Genomic DNA, 17,565 nt, shown 5'->3' on the forward strand with positions numbered 1-17,565 from the left:
GGGCGTGGTGGTGCCTCAGATGGTCGTGATACCGAAGCTCTTGAGCTTGCGGTACAACGACGAGCGGGCGATACCAAGGGCCGCGGCGGCCTGGAGGCGGTTCCCGTCGGCCTCGTGGAGAGCTTTGACGATCGCGTCGCGCTCGATGCTCTCCATCCCGGTGAGCCTGCGCCGGGCCGCGTTGTGGCAGTAGCCGGGCAGGTCCTCGGGCTGGATGTCGCCGACCGGACGCCGCAGCAGCGCGGCGGACAGGGCCTCCTCCAGCTGGGTGATGTTGCGGGGCCAGGAGTACCGGGCGATCACCCGCAGGGCGGCGGGGCCTACCCGGACGTCCCGATTCCCGGTGTTCTTCCGGCACACCTGTGCGGTGACGGCGGGGATGTCCTCGGTCCGGTGGCGCAGGGCTGGCACCGTCACGGCCTGCTGGAAGTGCACCAGGAGGTCGTGGAAGGGCAGATCGGAGTCCAGGCCGGCTTCGGACAGGGTGGCCGCCAGGTAGACCAGCCGGTCGCTGTCGGCCAGCGCCAGCAGGAAGGCGTTCAGCCGCTCCGCCGAGTCCGTCGACAACTGGTCGATGTTCCTGAGGATGTACAGGGTGGGGAGGGTGCTCGCTTCCAGGGCGACCTCCGCGTCGGTGTCGTGCGACAGGTCCGAGGCGTCGATGAGCAGGCTCCGCCCGCCGGGGTTGACCCGGTGGTAGGTCTCGGCGACGAGCGAGAACTTGCCGGTTCCGGTCTCTCCCATCACGAGGAGCGGCTCGTGGCGGGACAGGGCCGAAGCGATCTCCCGGCAGGCACGGACCCACAGCGGCGACCGGCCGCTGCCGCTCAGCGTGGCGGAGCCGAGTGCCCGGGGCACGCTCAGCCCGTCGTCCCCGGCCGCCACGGTCAGCGCGGGCACGGCGTGCTCCGCGGGCGGCGGCTCCGGCTGCGTGGAGCCGTGCTCCGACACCAGGGAGACCTCCGCCACCAGACCGGCCACATCGCTGCCGACCAGGACCCGGGTGCCCCGGATGCGGACGACCTTGCCGGTGCTCAGCTCGATCTGGTCCACGGCACGGTCGCGCCGGCCCATGAAGTGGCGCGTGTGGTCCTGGACGCTCTGCTGCTCCGCCGGGGTGAGCAGGCTCTGGGCGACGGCGTTGGCCATCACCACGGTGCCGCCGACGGCCATGACCGCCGTGCGGGTGCGGGTGTCGACGCGGATGAAGGCCTCGAACAGGGCCTGCTGGCAGTGGCTGCGGTCGCGCAGCAGATTGCGCTCGATGTCATGGGCGGCCGACCTGACCAGTGAGTGCATCAGCGGACTGGAGTGCTCGGTCAGACAGCTGATGTCGAGGACCCCTTCGATGCGGCGGCTGATCGGGTCGCGGATGGGCGCTCCGGCGCAGGCGAACGGCTGCAGGCGCTCGTGGAAGTGCTCCGGCCCGACGATGTGGACCGGCAGGCCGGACTCGAAGACCGTCCCGACGCCGTTCGTGCCGATACCGCCCTCCGCGTACTCGAACCCGGGGGCGAACGACACGTTGTCGAGGAGCAGCCCGATCGTGCGCGAGGTGTCGACCCGGGTGAGCACCCGGGCCTTCCAGTCCGTCACGGCGATGCTCAGCGGGGTGTCCGCGGTGTCCTGGCTCAGCCGGTCGATGATCGGCCGCGCGCAGCGGACCAGCCGGGAGGAGGTGTCGAGATCGGCGAAGTACGTCGCCTGGGCGGTCTCCGCGTCCACGCCCGCACTGCGTGAACGCCGCCAGGAGGCGGCGACCACGGCCGGAACGGCGTCCGCCACGGCCGAACCCTCCGTGGCGGAGGTGAGGAACCCGGCCCGGGCCGCGGCTATCCGCAGCCTCTGATTTGCGACGTCCATCTGACAGCCCTTCGGTTCCGGCCTTCAGCTCCGGGGGGAACAGATCGTCTCGCCGGGCCCCACCGCTGGGAAGAGGCGGCACCGAATCGGGTGCCGCCGGCGGTGTCCGAATCTGGGACACCCGCGTCGCTGGGACACGGCGCACATTGGTCCACACGTTCTCCTGAGCCGCACAGGAGCTGAACCACCCACCATCCCTCGGAAAACGTTAGGGACCGCTCCATGGAACGTCTGATCAACATCGATAACGGTGGGACGCTCACCGATATCTGTGTCTGGGACGGGCAGGACTTCACCTACACGAAGACGCTCACCACGCCGTTCGATCTGTCCAAGTGCCTGTTCGACGGCATCGCCAAGGCCTCTGTGAGCCAGTTCGGCGAGTCGGACCTGGAGGCGCTGCTGCACAGCACCAAGCACATCCGTTACTCGACCACCCAGGGTACCAACGCCCTCGTGGAGCGCAAAGGACCGCGCATCGGCCTGATCACGGACGATCCGGCCGTCGTCGACGAGATGCGGGCCACCGGGAGCGAGGCCGCCCTCTTCGACGACCTCGTCGGCGCGCGCGTCGCGGTCGTCGACCCCCGCGCCGCCGACGAGGAGAGCCTCGCCTTCGATCTCGTGCAGCGGGTCAACCGGCTGACGACCGACGGCGCCGCGCGCATCGTGGTCGCGGTCGGTGTTGCGGACGGCCGCGACGAGGCCCGGCTGCGCAGCATCCTGCTCCGCAAGTTCCCCCGCCACCTGCTGGGTTCGGTGCCGATCCTGTACGCGTGGGAGCTCACCGCCGACCGCCTGCGGCCCCGGCGGATCTGGTCGGGCGTGATCAACGCCTTCCTGCACCCGACGATGGAGCGCTTCCTCTACAACGCGGAGGACCGCCTGCGCTCGCACAGGGTCCGCAACCCGCTGCTCATCTACCGCAACGACGGGGCCTCCTCACGGGTGGCCAAGTCGGTCGCGCTCAAGACCTACTCCTCGGGCCCCCGCGGCGGTCTGGAGGGCACCCGGGCGCTGGCCGAGGCCTACGGCCTCAGCCATGTGCTGATGATCGACGTGGGCGGGACGACCACCGATGTCGGATCGGTCAAGGACTTCGAGATCGCGGTGCAGCGCCGCGGCTCGGTCGGGGGCGTCCCGATCTCCTTCCCGATGAGCGACGTCCGCTCCGCCGGCGTCGGCGGCAGCTCGGTCATCGGCGTCGACGGCGGCCGGATCGCCGTCGGCCCGGAGAGCGTCGGTGCCGCGCCGGGCCCGGCCTGCTTCGGCTTCGGCGGCAAGAGCGCCACCATCACCGACGTCAACCTCCTGCTGGGGGTGCTCGACCCGGACACCTACCTCGACGGCGGGTTCACGCTCGACGCCGAGCGCTCGAAGGCCGTCATCACGGCCACGGTCGCCGAGCCGCTGGGCATCGGCCTGGACGAGGCCCTGATCCGGATGGAGGCGGCCTACTTCGAGACGATGGCCGCCGCGTTCGCCGACAGTGTCGAGGACGAGACCGCCATCGCGGCCTTCGGCGGAGCCGGCCCGATGAGCGCCTGCGGCGCGGCAAGGCTCACCGGCGTGCGGACCGTGCTCGTCCCCAGGCTCGCCGCGGTCTTCTCCGCGTTCGGGATCAGCTTCTCCGACATCGGACAGAACTACGAGGTCGCCCTGCCCGACGCCTCGGCCGAAGGCGCCCGGGCGGTGCACGACGCCCTGCTGGAACGGGCCGAACGCGACATGTTCCAGGAGGGGCACGAGCTGGCCGCGTGCGAACTGACCTGGAGCGTCGCCGTCGAGGAGGACGACACGCTGGTGTCGGAGACGCCCTACGTCCTCGGTGCCGCTCCCGCCGTCGGCCCCGGCCGGCACGGGTCCCTGAAGCTCAAGGTCACCGCCCCGCTGCCGCAGGCCGAGCTGGCCGACGACGAGGCGCTCACGCCCCGGCCGGCCGTCGCCTCGGGAACCCGCCGGGTGCGATCGAGCGCGAGCCGGGCCGACGAGGTCCCCGTCTACTCCCTGCTGAACCAGAAACCCGGTGCCACGGCCGAGGGGCCGGCGATCGTCGAGGGGCCCTTCTTCACCGCGCGCGTGCTGTCGGGCTGGCGGCTCGACGTCACCGCCGGGGGCGACCTGATGCTCACGGATCTCAGCTGACCGCGGGTCACCCGCTCACGAAAGGCCAAGCGCACCATGCGAATTCCGATGACCGAGTACCTGCTCATCGATCTGGACACCGAACGGTGGACGTGCAGGGTCTGCGACCACGACCTCGGTGACGCCCGTGGCAACTACAAGGAGGGGACGCTGGTCCACGACCGCGACCCCCGCGAGATCCACCAGCCGATCATCGACCCTGAGCGCTACGAGTTCACCTTCTCCCCGGACCCGGCGTACTGCCGCATCCTCGAGTTCTACTGCCCCGGCTGCGCCACCCAGCTGGAGACCGAGTACGTGCCGCCGGGCCACCCGCCGACGGTCGACATGCTCTGGGACATCGACTCCCTCCGCGCCCAGTGGGAAGCCCGCGCAACGGACCCGATGACGGCCGTCGCGTACGGCCCCGGCGAGGACGTCCAACGACACCTGAACGCCGCCGACTCCCACTGACGGCCGAGCTCGAAAGGAGACTGTCCGATGAAGCGCATCTCCGTCGACATCGGCGGCACGTTCACCGACTGCTTCTTCGTCTGGGACGAGAAGTACGTCGAGGCCAAGGCCCTGACGACACACCACAACCTGGCCCTCGGCTTCAACGAGGCGCTCGACCTGGCATGCGGCCGGGCCGGCCTCGACCGCGACCGGGTCCTCTCCGAGGTCGACTCCGTCCGCTATGCCACCACCCTGGGCACCAACGCGCTGATCGAGCGCAAGGGCCCCCGGGTCGGCGCCATCGTGACCCACGGGTTCGAAGACACCATCCCGCTGTCCCGCGGCCGCGGCTACGGCGAGGGACTCGACCCGTCGATGCAACAGAACCTCCCCGCGGCCGAGCGCCCGGAGCCGCTGGTGCCCCGGGAGCTCATCCGCTCGGTCAAGGAGCGGGTCAACTCGGCGGGCCGGACCGTCATTCCGCTGCACGAGAAGGACGTGCGCACCATGGTGCGCGAGCTGGTCGACGCGGGCGCCGAAGCCCTGGTCGTCTCGCTGACGAACGCCACCGAGAACCCGGAGCACGAGCTGCGCATCCAGGAGATCATCCTGGAGGAGTACCCGCCGCACGAGCTCGGCGCCATCCCCGTCCTGCTCGGGCACCAGGTGTCCGGCCGCAAGGGCGAGTACGTCCGCGCCATGTCCACCATCGTGGACGGTTTCCTGCACGAGATCATGTTCCACGCGCTGAGCCAGCTGGCGAACAACCTGCGCGATTCCGGCTACGACAAGCCGATGCTGGTCATCCACAACTCCGGTGGCATGGCGCAGATGAACTCGACGGACGCCCTGCAGACCATCCACTCGGGCCCGATCGCCGGGGTCGGCGCGGCGGAGCACCTGTCCGGTGAGACCGGGATCGGCCACGTCATCTCCACCGACATGGGCGGTACGTCCTTCGATATCGGCCTGGTGCCCGAGGGCGGGGTCAAGCACTACGACTTCCAGCCCACGATCGACCGCTGGCTGGTCTCGGTGCCGATGATCCACCTGCTCACCCTCGGCGCGGGCGGCGGCTCCATCGCGTCCTACGACCGGATCCACAAGGGCGTCAAGCTCGGTCCCGAGTCGGCCGGATCGGACCCGGGCCCGGCCTGCTACGACCGGGGCGGCCTGCGTGCCACTGTCACCGACGCCGACCTGCTGCTGGGCTACCTCGACCCGGACAACTACGCCAACGGCTTCATCCGGCTCAACTCGAAGCGGTCCGTGTTCGCGATCGAGGAGACGCTCTGCGACGAACTCGGCATGGACGTCATCGAGGTGGCCAAGGAGATCAAGCGCGGCGTCGACGAGCAGATGGCCATCGGCATCGGCAAGGAGCTGCGCGTCCGGGGCTACCTGCCCGAGGACTTCACGATGCTCGCCTACGGCGGCAACGGCCCGCTGCACGCCTGTGGCATCGCGGACCACGCCGGGATCAGGAAGATCCTCGCGCCGCCTTTCGCCTCGGTGTTCTCCGCCTGCGGCGCCGGGAACATGAAGCAGCTGCACATCCACGAGCGCGGCGCGCACGTCGTGATGTACAACGCCACCACCCGCGAACTCTACGACAAGTACGAGGAGTTCAACGCGATCGTGGCCGAGCTGGAGGCCAAGGGGCTGGAGGACCTGGTCCGCCAGGGCTTCGCTCCCGAAGACGTCCGCTACCGGCTCGAAATGGACATGCGGTACGGCAACCAGCTCGTCACCACGGCCGTGGTCTTCGGCGTCAACCGGATGCACGGCGTCGGCGACGTCCTGCACATGATCCGGACCTTCTCCGAGATCTACAGCCAGCGCTACGGCAAGGGCTCCGAGGCCCCCGAGGCGGGCATCCGGGTCCAGACCGTCAGGGTCGCCTCGTACGTCGACGGCGACGTGGTGCGGTTCGACTCCCTCGACACCGACGGCGAGCGCACGGTCCCGGCGCCGCTCAGCCACCGCGACGTCCACTTCCTCGACATCGACGGGCCGGTCAGCACGCCGATCTACGACGCCGGCGCGCTGACCCACGAGCACCGGATCGTCGGTCCCGCCATCGTCACCACCGAGAACACCACCTACCTCGTCGAACCCGGGTGGCGCCTGCAGCCCACGCCTCAGGGCGCCGTGTGGTTCCTGCGCGACTGAACGCCCGCCGACGACAAGGAGTAGCGAAAATGACCACAGTCCACGAGCCCCCGCGCAACGAGCTGACGGCCCAGGAGCAGCATTGGGTCGACCAGTTCATGGACGAGACCACCCTCTTCCTCGGCCCCGACCCGGAGATCATGCGATCCCACCACACCGCGCCCCGCTCGGTGCTGGAGGAGGAGTGCATCGCCAGGGGCATCGACCCGCTGCAGATCGACCGGATCCGCAAGCGGCTGGCCGGCGCCCTCGACGAGGGATACGAGATGTGCGAGGCGATGGGCGCGGCGCCCGGCGCCAAGTGGGGCGACCTGACCACCGCCGTCTACACGGCCTCCGGTGATGTCACCTACCTGTCCTGCCACGGTGTGATCGCATTCTCGGCGATCCTGCACCACCCGATCCGGTACATCATGAAGTACTGGAAGGACGAACCGACGGTGGGGATCCACCCCGGTGACGGCTTCATCCACAACGACGCCCGGTTCGGCAACGTCCACAACACCGACCAGTCGATGATCATGCCGATCATCCGGGACGGCGAGATCATCGCCTGGGTCGCGGCGACGATCCACGAGGGCGAGAACGGCGCCTGCGAGCCCGGCGGTATGCCCTCCGGCTCGGAGACCCCGTTCGACGACGGGCTGCGGATGAGTCCCTTCAAGATCGTCGAACGCGGCGAACTGCGCCGGGACCTGCTGACCTTCCTCCAGCACTCGGTGCGCGACCCCAAGCTGCAGCTGGCCGACCTCAAGGTCAAGATCGGCGCCGTCCAGCGCATTATGGAGCGCATCGACCTCCTGATCGACGAGGTCGGCGTCGAGACCTTCGTGGCCGCCCTGCGGGTCACCGTCGAGGACGTCGAGGAGGAGGTCCGCCGGCGCATCCGCGAACTGCCCGACGGCACCGTCCGGTTCAACCAGTTCATGGACTCCACCCTCAAGGAGAACATCCTCATCAAGTTCGCCTGCAAGGTGACCGTCAAGGGCGACAGGATGACGGTCGACCTGCGGGGAACAGGGCCGGAGATCCTCAACCGGGCGATCAACTCCCCGTTGTGCTCGGTGAAGTCGATGTTCATGCAGGCGATCCTCGCCTTCTGGTGGCCCGATCTGCCGCGGTGCACCTCGGCGATGAGCCCGATCGAGATCATCTCGGACGAGCACACCTGGGCGGACGCCGGCTACGACGCGCCGATGGGCCAGTCCCTGCAGGCATCCTTCCGCGGGTTCTCGGCGCTCCAGTCGGCGTGGGCGAAGATGCAGTTCGCCAACCCGGAGAAGTTCTCCAACGTCATCGCCCCCTGGTTCAACCAGATCAACACCTTCCTGTGGGGCGGCGTCACCCAGCACGGCGACCAGGTCGGCAACCTCTGCGCGGACCTGAACGGCATGCCCGGCGGGGCGAAGCCCTTCCTGGACGGCGAGGACGCGGTCTCCCCGCTGTTCTGCGCCATGGCCGACACGGCCGAGCAGGAGGTCATGGAGGAGGAGGTCCCCTTCATGCAACTGGTCTCCAAGCGCCTGGTCCGCGACAACATGGGCTTCGGCAAGCACACCGGCGGCATGGGCTACGAGATGATCGTCGCCAGCGAGGGCACCCCGCTGTGGGGGTTCATGACCGTCACCTCCGGGGCCAAGTTCTCCTCGGTGTACGGCATGTTCGGCGGCTACGGCTGCGGTACCTACCCGCTGGCCCGGGTCAAGGGCGTCAACGTCTACGACGTCCTGCGCAATGACCCGAGCCGGTTCGACCTGTCGATCGAGAAGGTCATGAACGAGCAGCCCTTCGAGGGCGGCCGCTACATGACCGGCCACATGGGGCTGCAGTTCGACGTCGCCAAGGACGGCGAGCTGTACATGATGAGCCAGGGCGCCGGCGGCGGGTACGGCGACGTCCTGGAGCGGGACCCGCTGGCCGTGGTCCGGGACGTCGAACTCAAGCGGATCAGCGACAAGGTCGCGCGGGACATCTTCGCCGTCGCCTACGACCCGGCGACGTTCGTCCTGGACGTCGAGGGCACCAGGGCCCTGCGCGCCCGGGCCCGCAAGGACCGTCTGGAGCGCGGCAAGCCGTACGCCGAGTTCGTCAAGGAGTTCGTCACCTCCGAGCCCTCCGACGAACTGCACTACTACGGCTCCTGGGGCGACGACACCGAGGAGCTGACCGCCACGGTGTTCGGCATCGACGGGCCGCAGCGTGTCACGGCTCCGATCGGGCAGCTGCCGATCATCATGCTGCCGGACCGCCGGGATCTGAAGGTGGCTCAACTGGAGGCGCGCGTCCGCGAGCTGGAGGACAAACACGGCGAAGAGGTGCACCGCAAGTCCTGACCGCCGTCCGTGGTGCCGCCCCGGCAGTAGCGGATGCCGGGCCGGGGTGGCACCGACCGCCGGGTCCGCCCGGCGGAGCCGCCACCGCTGCGTACAAGGAGACAGAGAAATGAAGGCACTCGTATACCACGGCGCCGGCCGGAAATCCTGGGACACCGTCCCGGACCCGGGCATCGAACAGCCCACCGACGTGATCGTCAGGATCGACGCCACCACCATCTGCGGCAGCGATCTGCACATCCTCAAAGGCGACGTGCCCTCGGTCGCCGAGGGCCGGGTGCTCGGTCACGAGGGCGTCGGGACGGTCGTGGCGACCGGCAGCGCCGTCACCACCCTCGGGATCGGGGACCAGGTGATCATCGCCTGCATCAAGAACTGCGGGCGGTGCGACTACTGCCGGCGCGGTCTGCACTCGCACTGCGGCGGGAGCGAGGGCGCACCGGGCATGGGCTGGATCTTCGGCCATCTCATCCACGGCACGCAGGCGGAGTACGTCCGGGTGCCGTACGCGGAGACGTCGCTCCACAGACTGCCCGAGGGAGTCACCCCGGCGCAGGGCGTCATGCTCTCTGACATTCTGCCCACCGGCTTCGAGATCGGCGTCCGCTACGGACGGGTGCAGCCCGGCGACACCGTGGCGGTCATCGGCGCCGGTCCCGTCGGACTGGCCGTGATGGCCACCGCGGGCCTGCAGGGAGCCTCGCGCGTGATCGCCGTCGACGTCGACGCCAACCGCGCCCGGCAGGCCCTGGAGTTCGGCGCCACCCACTGGGTGAACTCCGGCGGCACCGGCTGGAAGGAGGAACTGCTCGCGCTCACCGAGGGCGACGGCGTGGACGTCGCCGTGGAGGCGGTCGGCATCCCGCAGACCTTCCAGGTGGCCATCGACATCGTCCGTCCCGGCGGCAACGTCGCCAACGTCGGCGTCCACGGCAAGCCGGTGGAACTGGCCCTCCAGGACCTGTGGATCAAGAACATCAACATCTCCATGGGCCTGGTGAACACCGACACCCTGCCGATGCTGCTCCGGCTGGTCAGGGACGGCATGCTGCCCGTGGACCGGTTCGCCACCCACCGGTTCGAACTCGGACAGGTCCTCGACGCCTACGACACCTTCGCCGACGCCGCGAAGACCAACGCCCTCAAGGTCATCCTCAACGGCTGACCGATCCGGGCCGTACGAGCACGTCCCGGCATCGCATCACCGCACCACCCGCCGCACGTGGTGCCACCCCGGCCGCATCGCACAGCGGCCCGGGGGCGCCACCCCGTCCGGCACCCCGCAGTACTCAGAGCCGCCTCTCAACGCCAGGATCCCCCATGGCCATGGACTTCACCGCACTCGTCTCCGCCCCGCCCTCGGGCCGCCCGACCGCGGTGGTCGTCGACCACCAGCGGTACGCGCAGGCCGTCATCCTCCAGGGCCGGCCCGTCCCCTGGACGGACCCGGTCGCCTATGCGCAGTACACCGGGCAGGCCCAGGGCCTGCTCGGACCGGACACGACCCTGCTCGACCTGGGCGCGTTCTACGACCACGTCCTCGCCGAGCAGGACGGGCTGCGCTCCGCCCTGTCCGCCCGGACGCGCACCGGGTACGCCCTCAAGACCCTGCTGGCCCACGACCCGACCTCGGCCTGTGCCGTCGAGCTGGCGGAGGTCGTGTCGCAGACCTCGGGTGCCCCACTGGTGCTGCAGATCCCGTCGCCGATGCTCTGGCTGGCGCGGACGCACGAGCTCGGCAACGCCGGCCCGGTGGCCGACCTGACCGCCGACCACGCGGAGAACGTGGCCATGTACGTCGCCGACTGGCTCCGGCGGCTGTCGGCCCTGCCGGTGTCGATGCTGCTGCTCGACGAGCGCGGGCCCACGACATCCCGGTTGCCGCCCGTGGACGACGCGGCCCACCTGCCGCTCTCCAACATCACCGACCACTACCGGTGGACGCTGGGCCGGCGCACCGCGGACGGTGTCACCCTCACCGGCTCCCCGCTGAGCGGGGCCGGGATCCCGCCGGAGTACTGGCACGGTGACGATGCGAAGGCTCCGTCCGGCGACTTCCTGGTCGCCGACATCCCCGCGGACGCCGTCCCCGAGACCGTCCTGTCCCAACTCGCCAAGCTCGCCTGACCCGAAAGGAGGACCGGACTGTGGACAAGGTTGTCGCCACTGCCGCGCAGGCCGTCTCGGACATCGCCGACGGGGCGTCGATCGCCTCCGGCGGCTTCGGCATCTGCGGGATCCCCGCCGTTCTCGTCGACGCGATCGTGGACGCCGGCCCGACGGACCTGGAGATCTACTCCAACAACTGCGGCACCGACGGCATCGGGCTGGGCCGACTGCTCGACCGCAGGAGGATCCGGCGGATCGTCGCCTCGTACGTGGGCGAGAACAAGGAGTTCGCCCGCCAGTTCCTGAGCGGTGAACTGGAGGTCGAACTCACCCCCCAGGGCACCCTGGCGGAGCGCCTGCGGGCCGCGGGCGTCGGTATACCCGCCTTCTACACGATGACCGGGACGGGGACGCAGGTCGCCGCGGGCGGTCTGCCCTGGCGGTACGCGCCGGACGGGTCCGTGGCCGTCGCCTCGCCGCCCAAGCCGACGGCGGAGTTCGAGGGCAGGGCCTTCGTGCTGGAACACGCGCTCCCGGCGGACTTCGCGCTGGTGCGCGCCTGGAAGGGCGACCGGCACGGAAACCTGGTGTTCCGCAAGGCCGCCCGCAACTTCAACCCGGTGTGCGCCATGGCCGGCCGGATCGCCGTCGCCGAGGTCGAGCACCTGGTCGAGCCGGGCGAGCTCGACCCCGACTCGATCCACCTCCCGGGCGTCTACATCGACCGGGTACTGCCCCTGACGGCCGAACAGGCCGTCGGCAAGGGCATCGAACGACTGATCACCCGGCCCCGGCCGGCCGCGCACCCGGAGGCGTGAACCATGGCACTGACCAGGGAACAGATGGCACAGCGCGCTGCACGGGAGCTTCGTGACGGGGACTACGTCAACCTGGGCATCGGCCTGCCGACCCTGGTGCCCAACCATGTGGACGACGGCATCGAGCTGGTGCTGCAGTCCGAGAACGGCATCCTCGGCACCGGGCCCTACCCGTACGAGGGCGACGAGGATCCGGACCTGATCAACGCGGGGAAGGAGACGGTGACGGTCCGGCCGGGAGCCAGCTACTTCGACTCCAGCACGAGTTTCGGCATGATCCGCTCCGGCAAGATCGATGCGGCGATCCTCGGGGCGATGCAGGTCTCGGCCCGGGGGGACATCGCCAACTGGATGATCCCCGGCAAGATGATCAAGGGCATGGGCGGTGCGATGGACCTGGTCCACGGTGCCCGCAAGGTGATCGTCCTGATGGAGCACGTCGCCCGGGACGGCGCATTCAAGATCGTCAAGGACTGCTCGCTGCCGCTGACCGGCCGACGCGTGGTCCATCGGATCATCACCGACCTGGCCGTGCTCGACGTCACCGAGCACGGACTGCGGCTGGCCGAGTGCGCACCGGGCGTCACCGAGGCCGAGGTGCGCGCGGCCACCGAGCCCGAACTGATCACGGGACCGGCGTGAACACCGCCGAGGTCCGGCGGGTGTCCCGCCCCCCTCCCCGACGACGCATCGTCATCACTGCGGATACCGCCTGAACTGCCGTCCCGGGCAGGGCCAGGTCACTCTTCTGCGTCCGTTTCGGCCGGGCGGACGTACCACTCCGAGCAGAAATCCGCCTGCAGGACCACTTCGTCCCGGTGGAGGTAGTCGGCGTCATGAAGGACGACTCCGCTCACCACGAAGTGGCCGGCGCCCGAGTCGACCGAGTCCCTCATCTCGACCGACCTCGGACGCAGCGGCACGTCGATACGTATCGGAGCCGCGGCAGGCAATCCGCTGAGGGCTTCGAGCAGCTCCCCCACCGTCAACTCCACGGTCTGATGCCGGTAGCGCTCCATCCCCATGTCATCGGCCATGCGTCACAGGATAAGAGCAGAGATCCCTTGACCAACCGGCGCCGATGGGCTCTTTCGCAGCAGCATCGACAGGGCAAACGTTGCTTGATGCGGCACCAGGACTCCGCAGACGTGTACTTCGGGTGTGGTTTCCGGGCCGGAGCCTCAGCCGTTGGCCAGGGTGCGGCCGAGAAGGGGCAGCAGGCGGTCCCAGTGGCGCTGCAGTGCGGCCGGGTTGTAGGCGTCGGTGTCGGACATGGTGAAGCCGTGAATGGTGCCGGGGTAGATCTCGGAGGTGTAGTTGACTCCTGCGGCATCGAGGGTCTGGTTGAGCTCGCCGAGGGCCTCGGGTGTCATGTCGGTTTCGGCGTGGCCGAGGTGGACCTGGGCGGTGAGTTTGGAGAGGAGGTCTGGCCCGTCGGCGCCCACGGGGCCGTGGAATGCGGCGACGGCGGCCACCTGGCCGGGGTGGGCCGCGGCGGTGCGCATCGCCAGGAGGCCGCCTATGCAGTAGCCGGTCACCGCGACCGGTCCGGCACCGGCCTCGGGCTGGGTGGTGAGGAAGCTGAGGTAGGCGTCGGCGTCGCTCAGGACACGTTCGGGCGTGTGTGCCTCGATCAAGGGCATCAGTTGGGCGAAGACCGCGGGCCGGACCTCTTCTCCGATGTGCTCGGGGAGCTCGATCACCGGTGCCGGGCCGTGCCGGTAGAAGAGGTTGGGGACGAGCACGTAGTACCCGTGCCCGGCCAGTTCGCGGGCCATCTCCCGCAGCACGGGCCGGATTCCGAAGCCGTCCGCGTACATCAGCACCCCCGGGTGCCGCCCGCCATCGTCGGGGAAGGCGGCGAACGCGTCGGCCTGGCCGTCCGCGGTGGGAATCTGCAGCATCTTGGTGGGCATGAATTCTCCTGTCGTGGTTGCGGTGTCGAGCCTGTGATCAACACGACGGAGGCGGAGCCCGTGCAGCAGCGCAAGATCCTCGATCCGACAGCGGACCGGCACCGGCCCGTACGGCGCTCAGAAGAGCACCGGGTCACCAATCCGTGTGTGGCGCAATGCCGTCCCGGTGGTCATGGCTGCACAACGTAGCCCACCGGATAAAGCCGATGCCAGCCCCTCCAGGCCACAGTGCCGTTCGCGAGAATGATCTCGGTCAACACCTCGGGATCCTGAACCCGGTCGACGCGCTGCCCGTGACAGGGACACCCATCTTGTGGCTGCACGGTCGTCACCGTACTTCGAAACACTCCCTCGCCGAACGCTCCGGACGTGGCCGAACCGGAGCCACTCTTCAGGTCCGGTTCGGCCATGTTTGCGGGCTTCCACTGTGAAGGCACCGCCGACACCCTCACTGCCCTCCACCAGGGCCTCGCGGCAGGTACAGGGATTTCCGGACCGGCCGCGCGCCGTGCCATCCGGGCCGCAGCCCAGGCACCGGACTTCGCCGGCTCCATCCGCTCAGATCCGGCAACTGGAAGCTGACGTCGAAGCACTCGTCTACTTCGGGTCGCGGTTGAACTGCGTCGTCGACCAGCGGTAGCCGAGCGCGCTCAGGCCGACGCACCAGGCGATGGCGATCCATCCGTTGTGGCCGATCTCGGTGCCGAGGAGGAGTCCGCGGAGGGTTTCGATGGCGGGGGTGAAGGGCTGGTACTCGGCGATCGGCCGGAACCAGCCGGGCATGGTGTCGGCCGGGATGAAGGCGCTGGAGATGAGGGGGAGGAGGATCAGCGGCATGGCCATGTTGCTGGCCGCCTCGGGGTTCGGGCTGGCCAGGCCCATGCCGACCGCGATCCAGGTGAGCGCCAGGGCGAAGAGCACGATGAGCCCGAATGCCGCCAGCCACTCCAGGACGGTTGCGTCCGTGGAGCGGAAGCCGATGGTCACGGCGACCGCGCCGACGAGGACCACGCTCATGACGGATTGCAGCACGCTGCCGACGACGTGCCCGATGAGTACCGAAGGGCGGTGGATCGCCATCGTGCGGAAGCGGGCGATGAGGCCCTCGGTCATATCCATGGAGACGTACACCGCGGCCCCGATCACGGTGCTGCCGATGGTCATCAGCAGCAGGCCCGGGACGATGTAGGCGATGTATTCGGAGCGGTCGGCGCCGCCGCCATTGATGCCCGCGCTCATCACGTCGCCGAAGATGTAGACGAAGAGCAGCAGCATCATGATCGGCGTGAGCAGCAGGTTCAGGGTCCCGGACGGGTATCGCCACGTGTGCAGGAGGTTGCGGCGCAGCATCGTGTTCGAGTCGCGTACGGCGAGGGAGAAAGAGCTCATCGGACGGTCTCCTCGGGCTGGCTGGGCTGGTTGGGGATGTCGGCGGTGCCGGTCAGGGCGAAGAACACGTCGTCGAGGTCGGGGGTGTGGACGGTCAGTTCGTCCGCCTCGATGCCGGCGGAGTCGAGCCGGTCGAGGAGGGAGCGCAGTTCGCGCTGGCTTCCGTCGCTGGGGACGGACAGCGACAGTGCCTCGTCGTCCCGGGTGACCTCGCGCAGGGCGACTGCGGCGGACTGGTACGCGGCCGGGTCGGTGAACCGCAGCCGCACGTGCCCGCCCGGGATGAGCCGCTTGAGCTCCTCGGCGCTCCCTTCGGCGGCGATCCTGCCGTCGTTCAACACAGCGATGCGGTCGGCGAGTTCGTCGGCCTCCTCCAGGTACTGGGTGGTGAGGAAGACGGTGACGCCGTCGGAGACGAGGCCGCGGATGATGCCCCACATGTTGTGGCGGCTGCGCGGGTCGAGGCCGGTGGTCGGCTCGTCGAGGAAGATGATCCGCGGGTTGCCGACCAGCGTCATGGCGAGGTCGAGGCGGCGCTTCATGCCGCCGGAGTAGGTGGAGGCGGGCTTCTTCGCCGCCTCCACCAGGTCGAAGCGCTCCAGGAGTTCGGCGGCGGTGCGCCGCCCCTCGCTGCGGGAGAGGTGGTGCAGGTCCGCCATGAGGAGCATGTTCTCCTCACCGGTGATCAGCCCGTCGACCGCGGAGAACTGGCCGGTGACGCCGATCGCGGCACGGACCGCCTGGGGGTCGGTGGCCAGGTCGTGCCCGCCGACGTGCAGGTCACCGGCGTCGGCGGTGATGAGCGTGGACAGGATCTTCACGACGGTGGTCTTGCCCGCGCCGTTCGGGCCGAGCAGTGCGAACACGGACCCGGCCGGGATGCGCAGATCGATACCGTCGAGGACGAGCTTGTCGCCGTACGACTTGCGCAGACCGACGGCGGAGACGGCGGTCGGCGACGGATGACCGTCCCCTTGGCTGGATGTGGGCATGACAGATGAAGACATGACGGCTTCCTTTCGGAGGCTGGAGACGCAGGGGAGTGGAAGCTGTTTCGGAACCCCGGATCGAGTGACTGTCCGTGCTGCACGTCAGTCGTGTCGTCTTGGGGAATCGTGTCGAGCGACCGGCCGCCGGAGACCTGCTGGCCGGGGGTGTGGGCAGGACTGAGCCAGGTATCGCCGGCCTGCTCGACCACCTCGGTGGACAGGATCTGCGGCGGCTTCCGGTGGCCGGTCGGCCCATGCCTGTTCGCGCTGCGTCGAGGCGGACGAACCGCGCGTGCGGGCTACGCTCACTGGCATGAGGCGACGGGTGTTACTTCTCGGCCGTGCCGGGTTCCCTGTTGATGGACTCCTGGTAGACGTCCGCGTAGGTGCGTGAGTCCTTGACCAGGTCGTCGCAGAACGCGGCGACGTCGTTGCCGATGAGTTGCAAGACCCCCTTGCCCGCGGCGGCGCCCTCCTCGAAGAAGTCGACGATCCCGGGGAGCAGGGGCCCGTCAGGCAGGTCGACCGGTCCGACCTTGAACAGGTACCTCTGCATCTCCTTGTAGACGATCTGGTAGTCCGGCGGGAGCGCCTTGACCCGAGCCATGTGCGCCCGCCACTGCTTCTTGCCCTCGATGATGTCTTGGATGCTCACGTCAGCCTCCCAGCCGGTTCAATTTCCTTGCGACGTTCCTGTTCAACTGCTCGCGCCACCGGTCGCGATAGGTTCGAGCCCCTTCTCCACCGGCCAGCGCCGTGCAAAAGCCTCGGATGTCGTCGCCGAAGACCTCGTGGACGCTCTGCCCGTCCGCCGCTGTTTCTTCGAGCAGCCCCAGGGCGGCGTCGAGGATCGGCATCAGGTTGCGGCCGGTGAAGTCCCCATGGGGAAAGAGGTGGCCCTTGATCTGTTCCCACGCCGCCCGGTACTCGTCCGGCAGGGCCTCGGCCCGGGCTTCGAAAGCCTTCCAATCCCTGGTGAGATCGCTGCCTGTGATGGTCTCCCAGAAGTTCATCTCCCGCCCTCCTTGAGCCTGTCGATGCGTGATGAGACGTACTGCCATTTCGCCCAGAACTTCGCGAGTTCCTCGCGTCCGGCGTCGTTGAGTGCGTAGAACTTGCGCGGCGGACCGACCCCGGATGGCCGTTTCGTCACCTGGACGAGTTTGTTCCTCTCCAGTCGCAGCAAGATGGTGTACACCGTCCCCTCGACGACGTCGGCGAAGCCGAGCTCGTTCAGCTGACGGGTGATGGCGTACCCGTAGGTTTCCTCGCTGCCGATGATTTCGAGCACGCACCCTTCGAGCGTGCCCTTCAGCATCTCTGTCAGGTCGTCCATCGCGAGTCCTCCTCGGCCCCAGTGGTACTGCGTAGTACCGAGTACCACTATACGGTATCA

At 68.9% G+C, this 17,565-nt stretch carries 16 protein-coding genes; 8 read left to right on the forward strand and 8 right to left on the reverse strand.

The annotated features are described in order from the left end of the window. Positions 1 to 15: 15 nt before the first annotated feature. Entirely contained in the window at positions 16 to 1,863 is a 1,848-nt protein-coding gene (locus OG507_RS34400) for a sigma-54-dependent Fis family transcriptional regulator (protein ID WP_327371010.1), read from the reverse strand. A gap of 222 nt (positions 1,864 to 2,085) precedes the next feature. On the opposite strand from OG507_RS34400, the gene OG507_RS34405 reads away from it, so the two are divergent. From OG507_RS34405 to OG507_RS34440, 8 genes are all read left to right on the forward strand, one after another. Beyond that, complete coding sequence (locus OG507_RS34405) at positions 2,086 to 4,008, forward strand: hydantoinase/oxoprolinase family protein (protein WP_327371011.1); 1,923 nt, start codon at positions 2,086 to 2,088, stop codon at positions 4,006 to 4,008. A gap of 48 nt (positions 4,009 to 4,056) precedes the next feature. After that, complete coding sequence (locus tag OG507_RS34410; protein WP_327371012.1) at positions 4,057 to 4,461, forward strand: acetone carboxylase subunit gamma; 405 nt, start codon at positions 4,057 to 4,059, stop codon at positions 4,459 to 4,461. Positions 4,462 to 4,488: 27 nt separating this feature from the next. Further along, complete coding sequence (locus tag OG507_RS34415; protein WP_327371013.1) at positions 4,489 to 6,615, forward strand: hydantoinase/oxoprolinase family protein; 2,127 nt, start codon at positions 4,489 to 4,491, stop codon at positions 6,613 to 6,615. Positions 6,616 to 6,644: 29 nt separating this feature from the next. Then, positions 6,645 to 8,948, forward strand: a complete 2,304-nt coding sequence (locus tag OG507_RS34420) for a hydantoinase B/oxoprolinase family protein (RefSeq protein ID WP_327371014.1) — start codon at positions 6,645 to 6,647, stop codon at positions 8,946 to 8,948. A 109-nt stretch (positions 8,949 to 9,057) separates the two neighbouring features. After that, positions 9,058 to 10,113 carry a zinc-dependent alcohol dehydrogenase family protein gene (locus OG507_RS34425; RefSeq protein ID WP_327371015.1) on the forward strand — a complete coding sequence of 352 codons (1,056 nt, stop codon included), beginning with the start codon at positions 9,058 to 9,060 and terminating at the stop codon, positions 10,111 to 10,113. A 155-nt stretch (positions 10,114 to 10,268) separates the two neighbouring features. Then, positions 10,269 to 11,075: a hypothetical protein gene (locus OG507_RS34430; RefSeq protein ID WP_327371016.1), complete on the forward strand. Its 807-nt coding sequence runs from the start codon at positions 10,269 to 10,271 to the stop codon at positions 11,073 to 11,075. 20 nt (positions 11,076 to 11,095) lie between these two features. After that, positions 11,096 to 11,875 carry a CoA transferase subunit A gene (locus tag OG507_RS34435; RefSeq protein WP_327371017.1) on the forward strand — a complete coding sequence of 260 codons (780 nt, stop codon included), beginning with the start codon at positions 11,096 to 11,098 and terminating at the stop codon, positions 11,873 to 11,875. A gap of 3 nt (positions 11,876 to 11,878) precedes the next feature. Then, positions 11,879 to 12,517, forward strand: coding sequence for a CoA transferase subunit B (locus OG507_RS34440; RefSeq protein WP_327371018.1), 639 nt, complete (start codon positions 11,879 to 11,881; stop codon positions 12,515 to 12,517). 98 nt (positions 12,518 to 12,615) lie between these two features. On the opposite strand, the gene OG507_RS34445 is transcribed toward OG507_RS34440, so the two are convergent. The 7 genes from OG507_RS34445 to OG507_RS34475 all read right to left on the reverse strand — a co-directional run bounded on the left by OG507_RS34445 (position 12,616) and on the right by OG507_RS34475 (position 17,505). Beyond that, complete coding sequence (locus OG507_RS34445; RefSeq protein WP_327371019.1) at positions 12,616 to 12,912, reverse strand: hypothetical protein; 297 nt, start codon at positions 12,910 to 12,912, stop codon at positions 12,616 to 12,618. Positions 12,913 to 13,056: 144 nt separating this feature from the next. Then, entirely contained in the window at positions 13,057 to 13,791 is a 735-nt protein-coding gene (locus OG507_RS34450; protein WP_327371020.1) for a dienelactone hydrolase family protein, read from the reverse strand. A 597-nt stretch (positions 13,792 to 14,388) separates the two neighbouring features. After that, complete coding sequence (locus OG507_RS34455; protein WP_327371021.1) at positions 14,389 to 15,180, reverse strand: ABC transporter permease; 792 nt, start codon at positions 15,178 to 15,180, stop codon at positions 14,389 to 14,391. Next, positions 15,177 to 16,187: an ATP-binding cassette domain-containing protein gene (locus tag OG507_RS34460; RefSeq protein WP_442811063.1), complete on the reverse strand. Its 1,011-nt coding sequence runs from the start codon at positions 16,185 to 16,187 to the stop codon at positions 15,177 to 15,179. The genes OG507_RS34455 and OG507_RS34460 overlap by 4 nt, the downstream gene beginning before the upstream one ends. A gap of 310 nt (positions 16,188 to 16,497) precedes the next feature. Beyond that, a complete protein-coding gene (locus OG507_RS34465; protein ID WP_327371022.1) occupies positions 16,498 to 16,824 on the reverse strand; it encodes a DUF1048 domain-containing protein in 327 nt (108 codons plus the stop codon). A 1-nt stretch (position 16,825) separates the two neighbouring features. Beyond that, complete coding sequence (locus OG507_RS34470) at positions 16,826 to 17,182, reverse strand: DUF1048 domain-containing protein (RefSeq protein ID WP_327371023.1); 357 nt, start codon at positions 17,180 to 17,182, stop codon at positions 16,826 to 16,828. After that, positions 17,179 to 17,505 carry a PadR family transcriptional regulator gene (locus OG507_RS34475; RefSeq protein WP_248511387.1) on the reverse strand — a complete coding sequence of 109 codons (327 nt, stop codon included), beginning with the start codon at positions 17,503 to 17,505 and terminating at the stop codon, positions 17,179 to 17,181. The genes OG507_RS34470 and OG507_RS34475 overlap by 4 nt, the downstream gene beginning before the upstream one ends. Between the last annotated feature and the right edge of the window lie 60 nt (positions 17,506 to 17,565).

Origin of the sequence: Streptomyces sp. NBC_01217 (genome assembly GCF_035994185.1) — a bacterium.
In the GTDB taxonomy this organism is placed as follows: Bacteria; Actinomycetota; Actinomycetes; order Streptomycetales; family Streptomycetaceae; genus Streptomyces.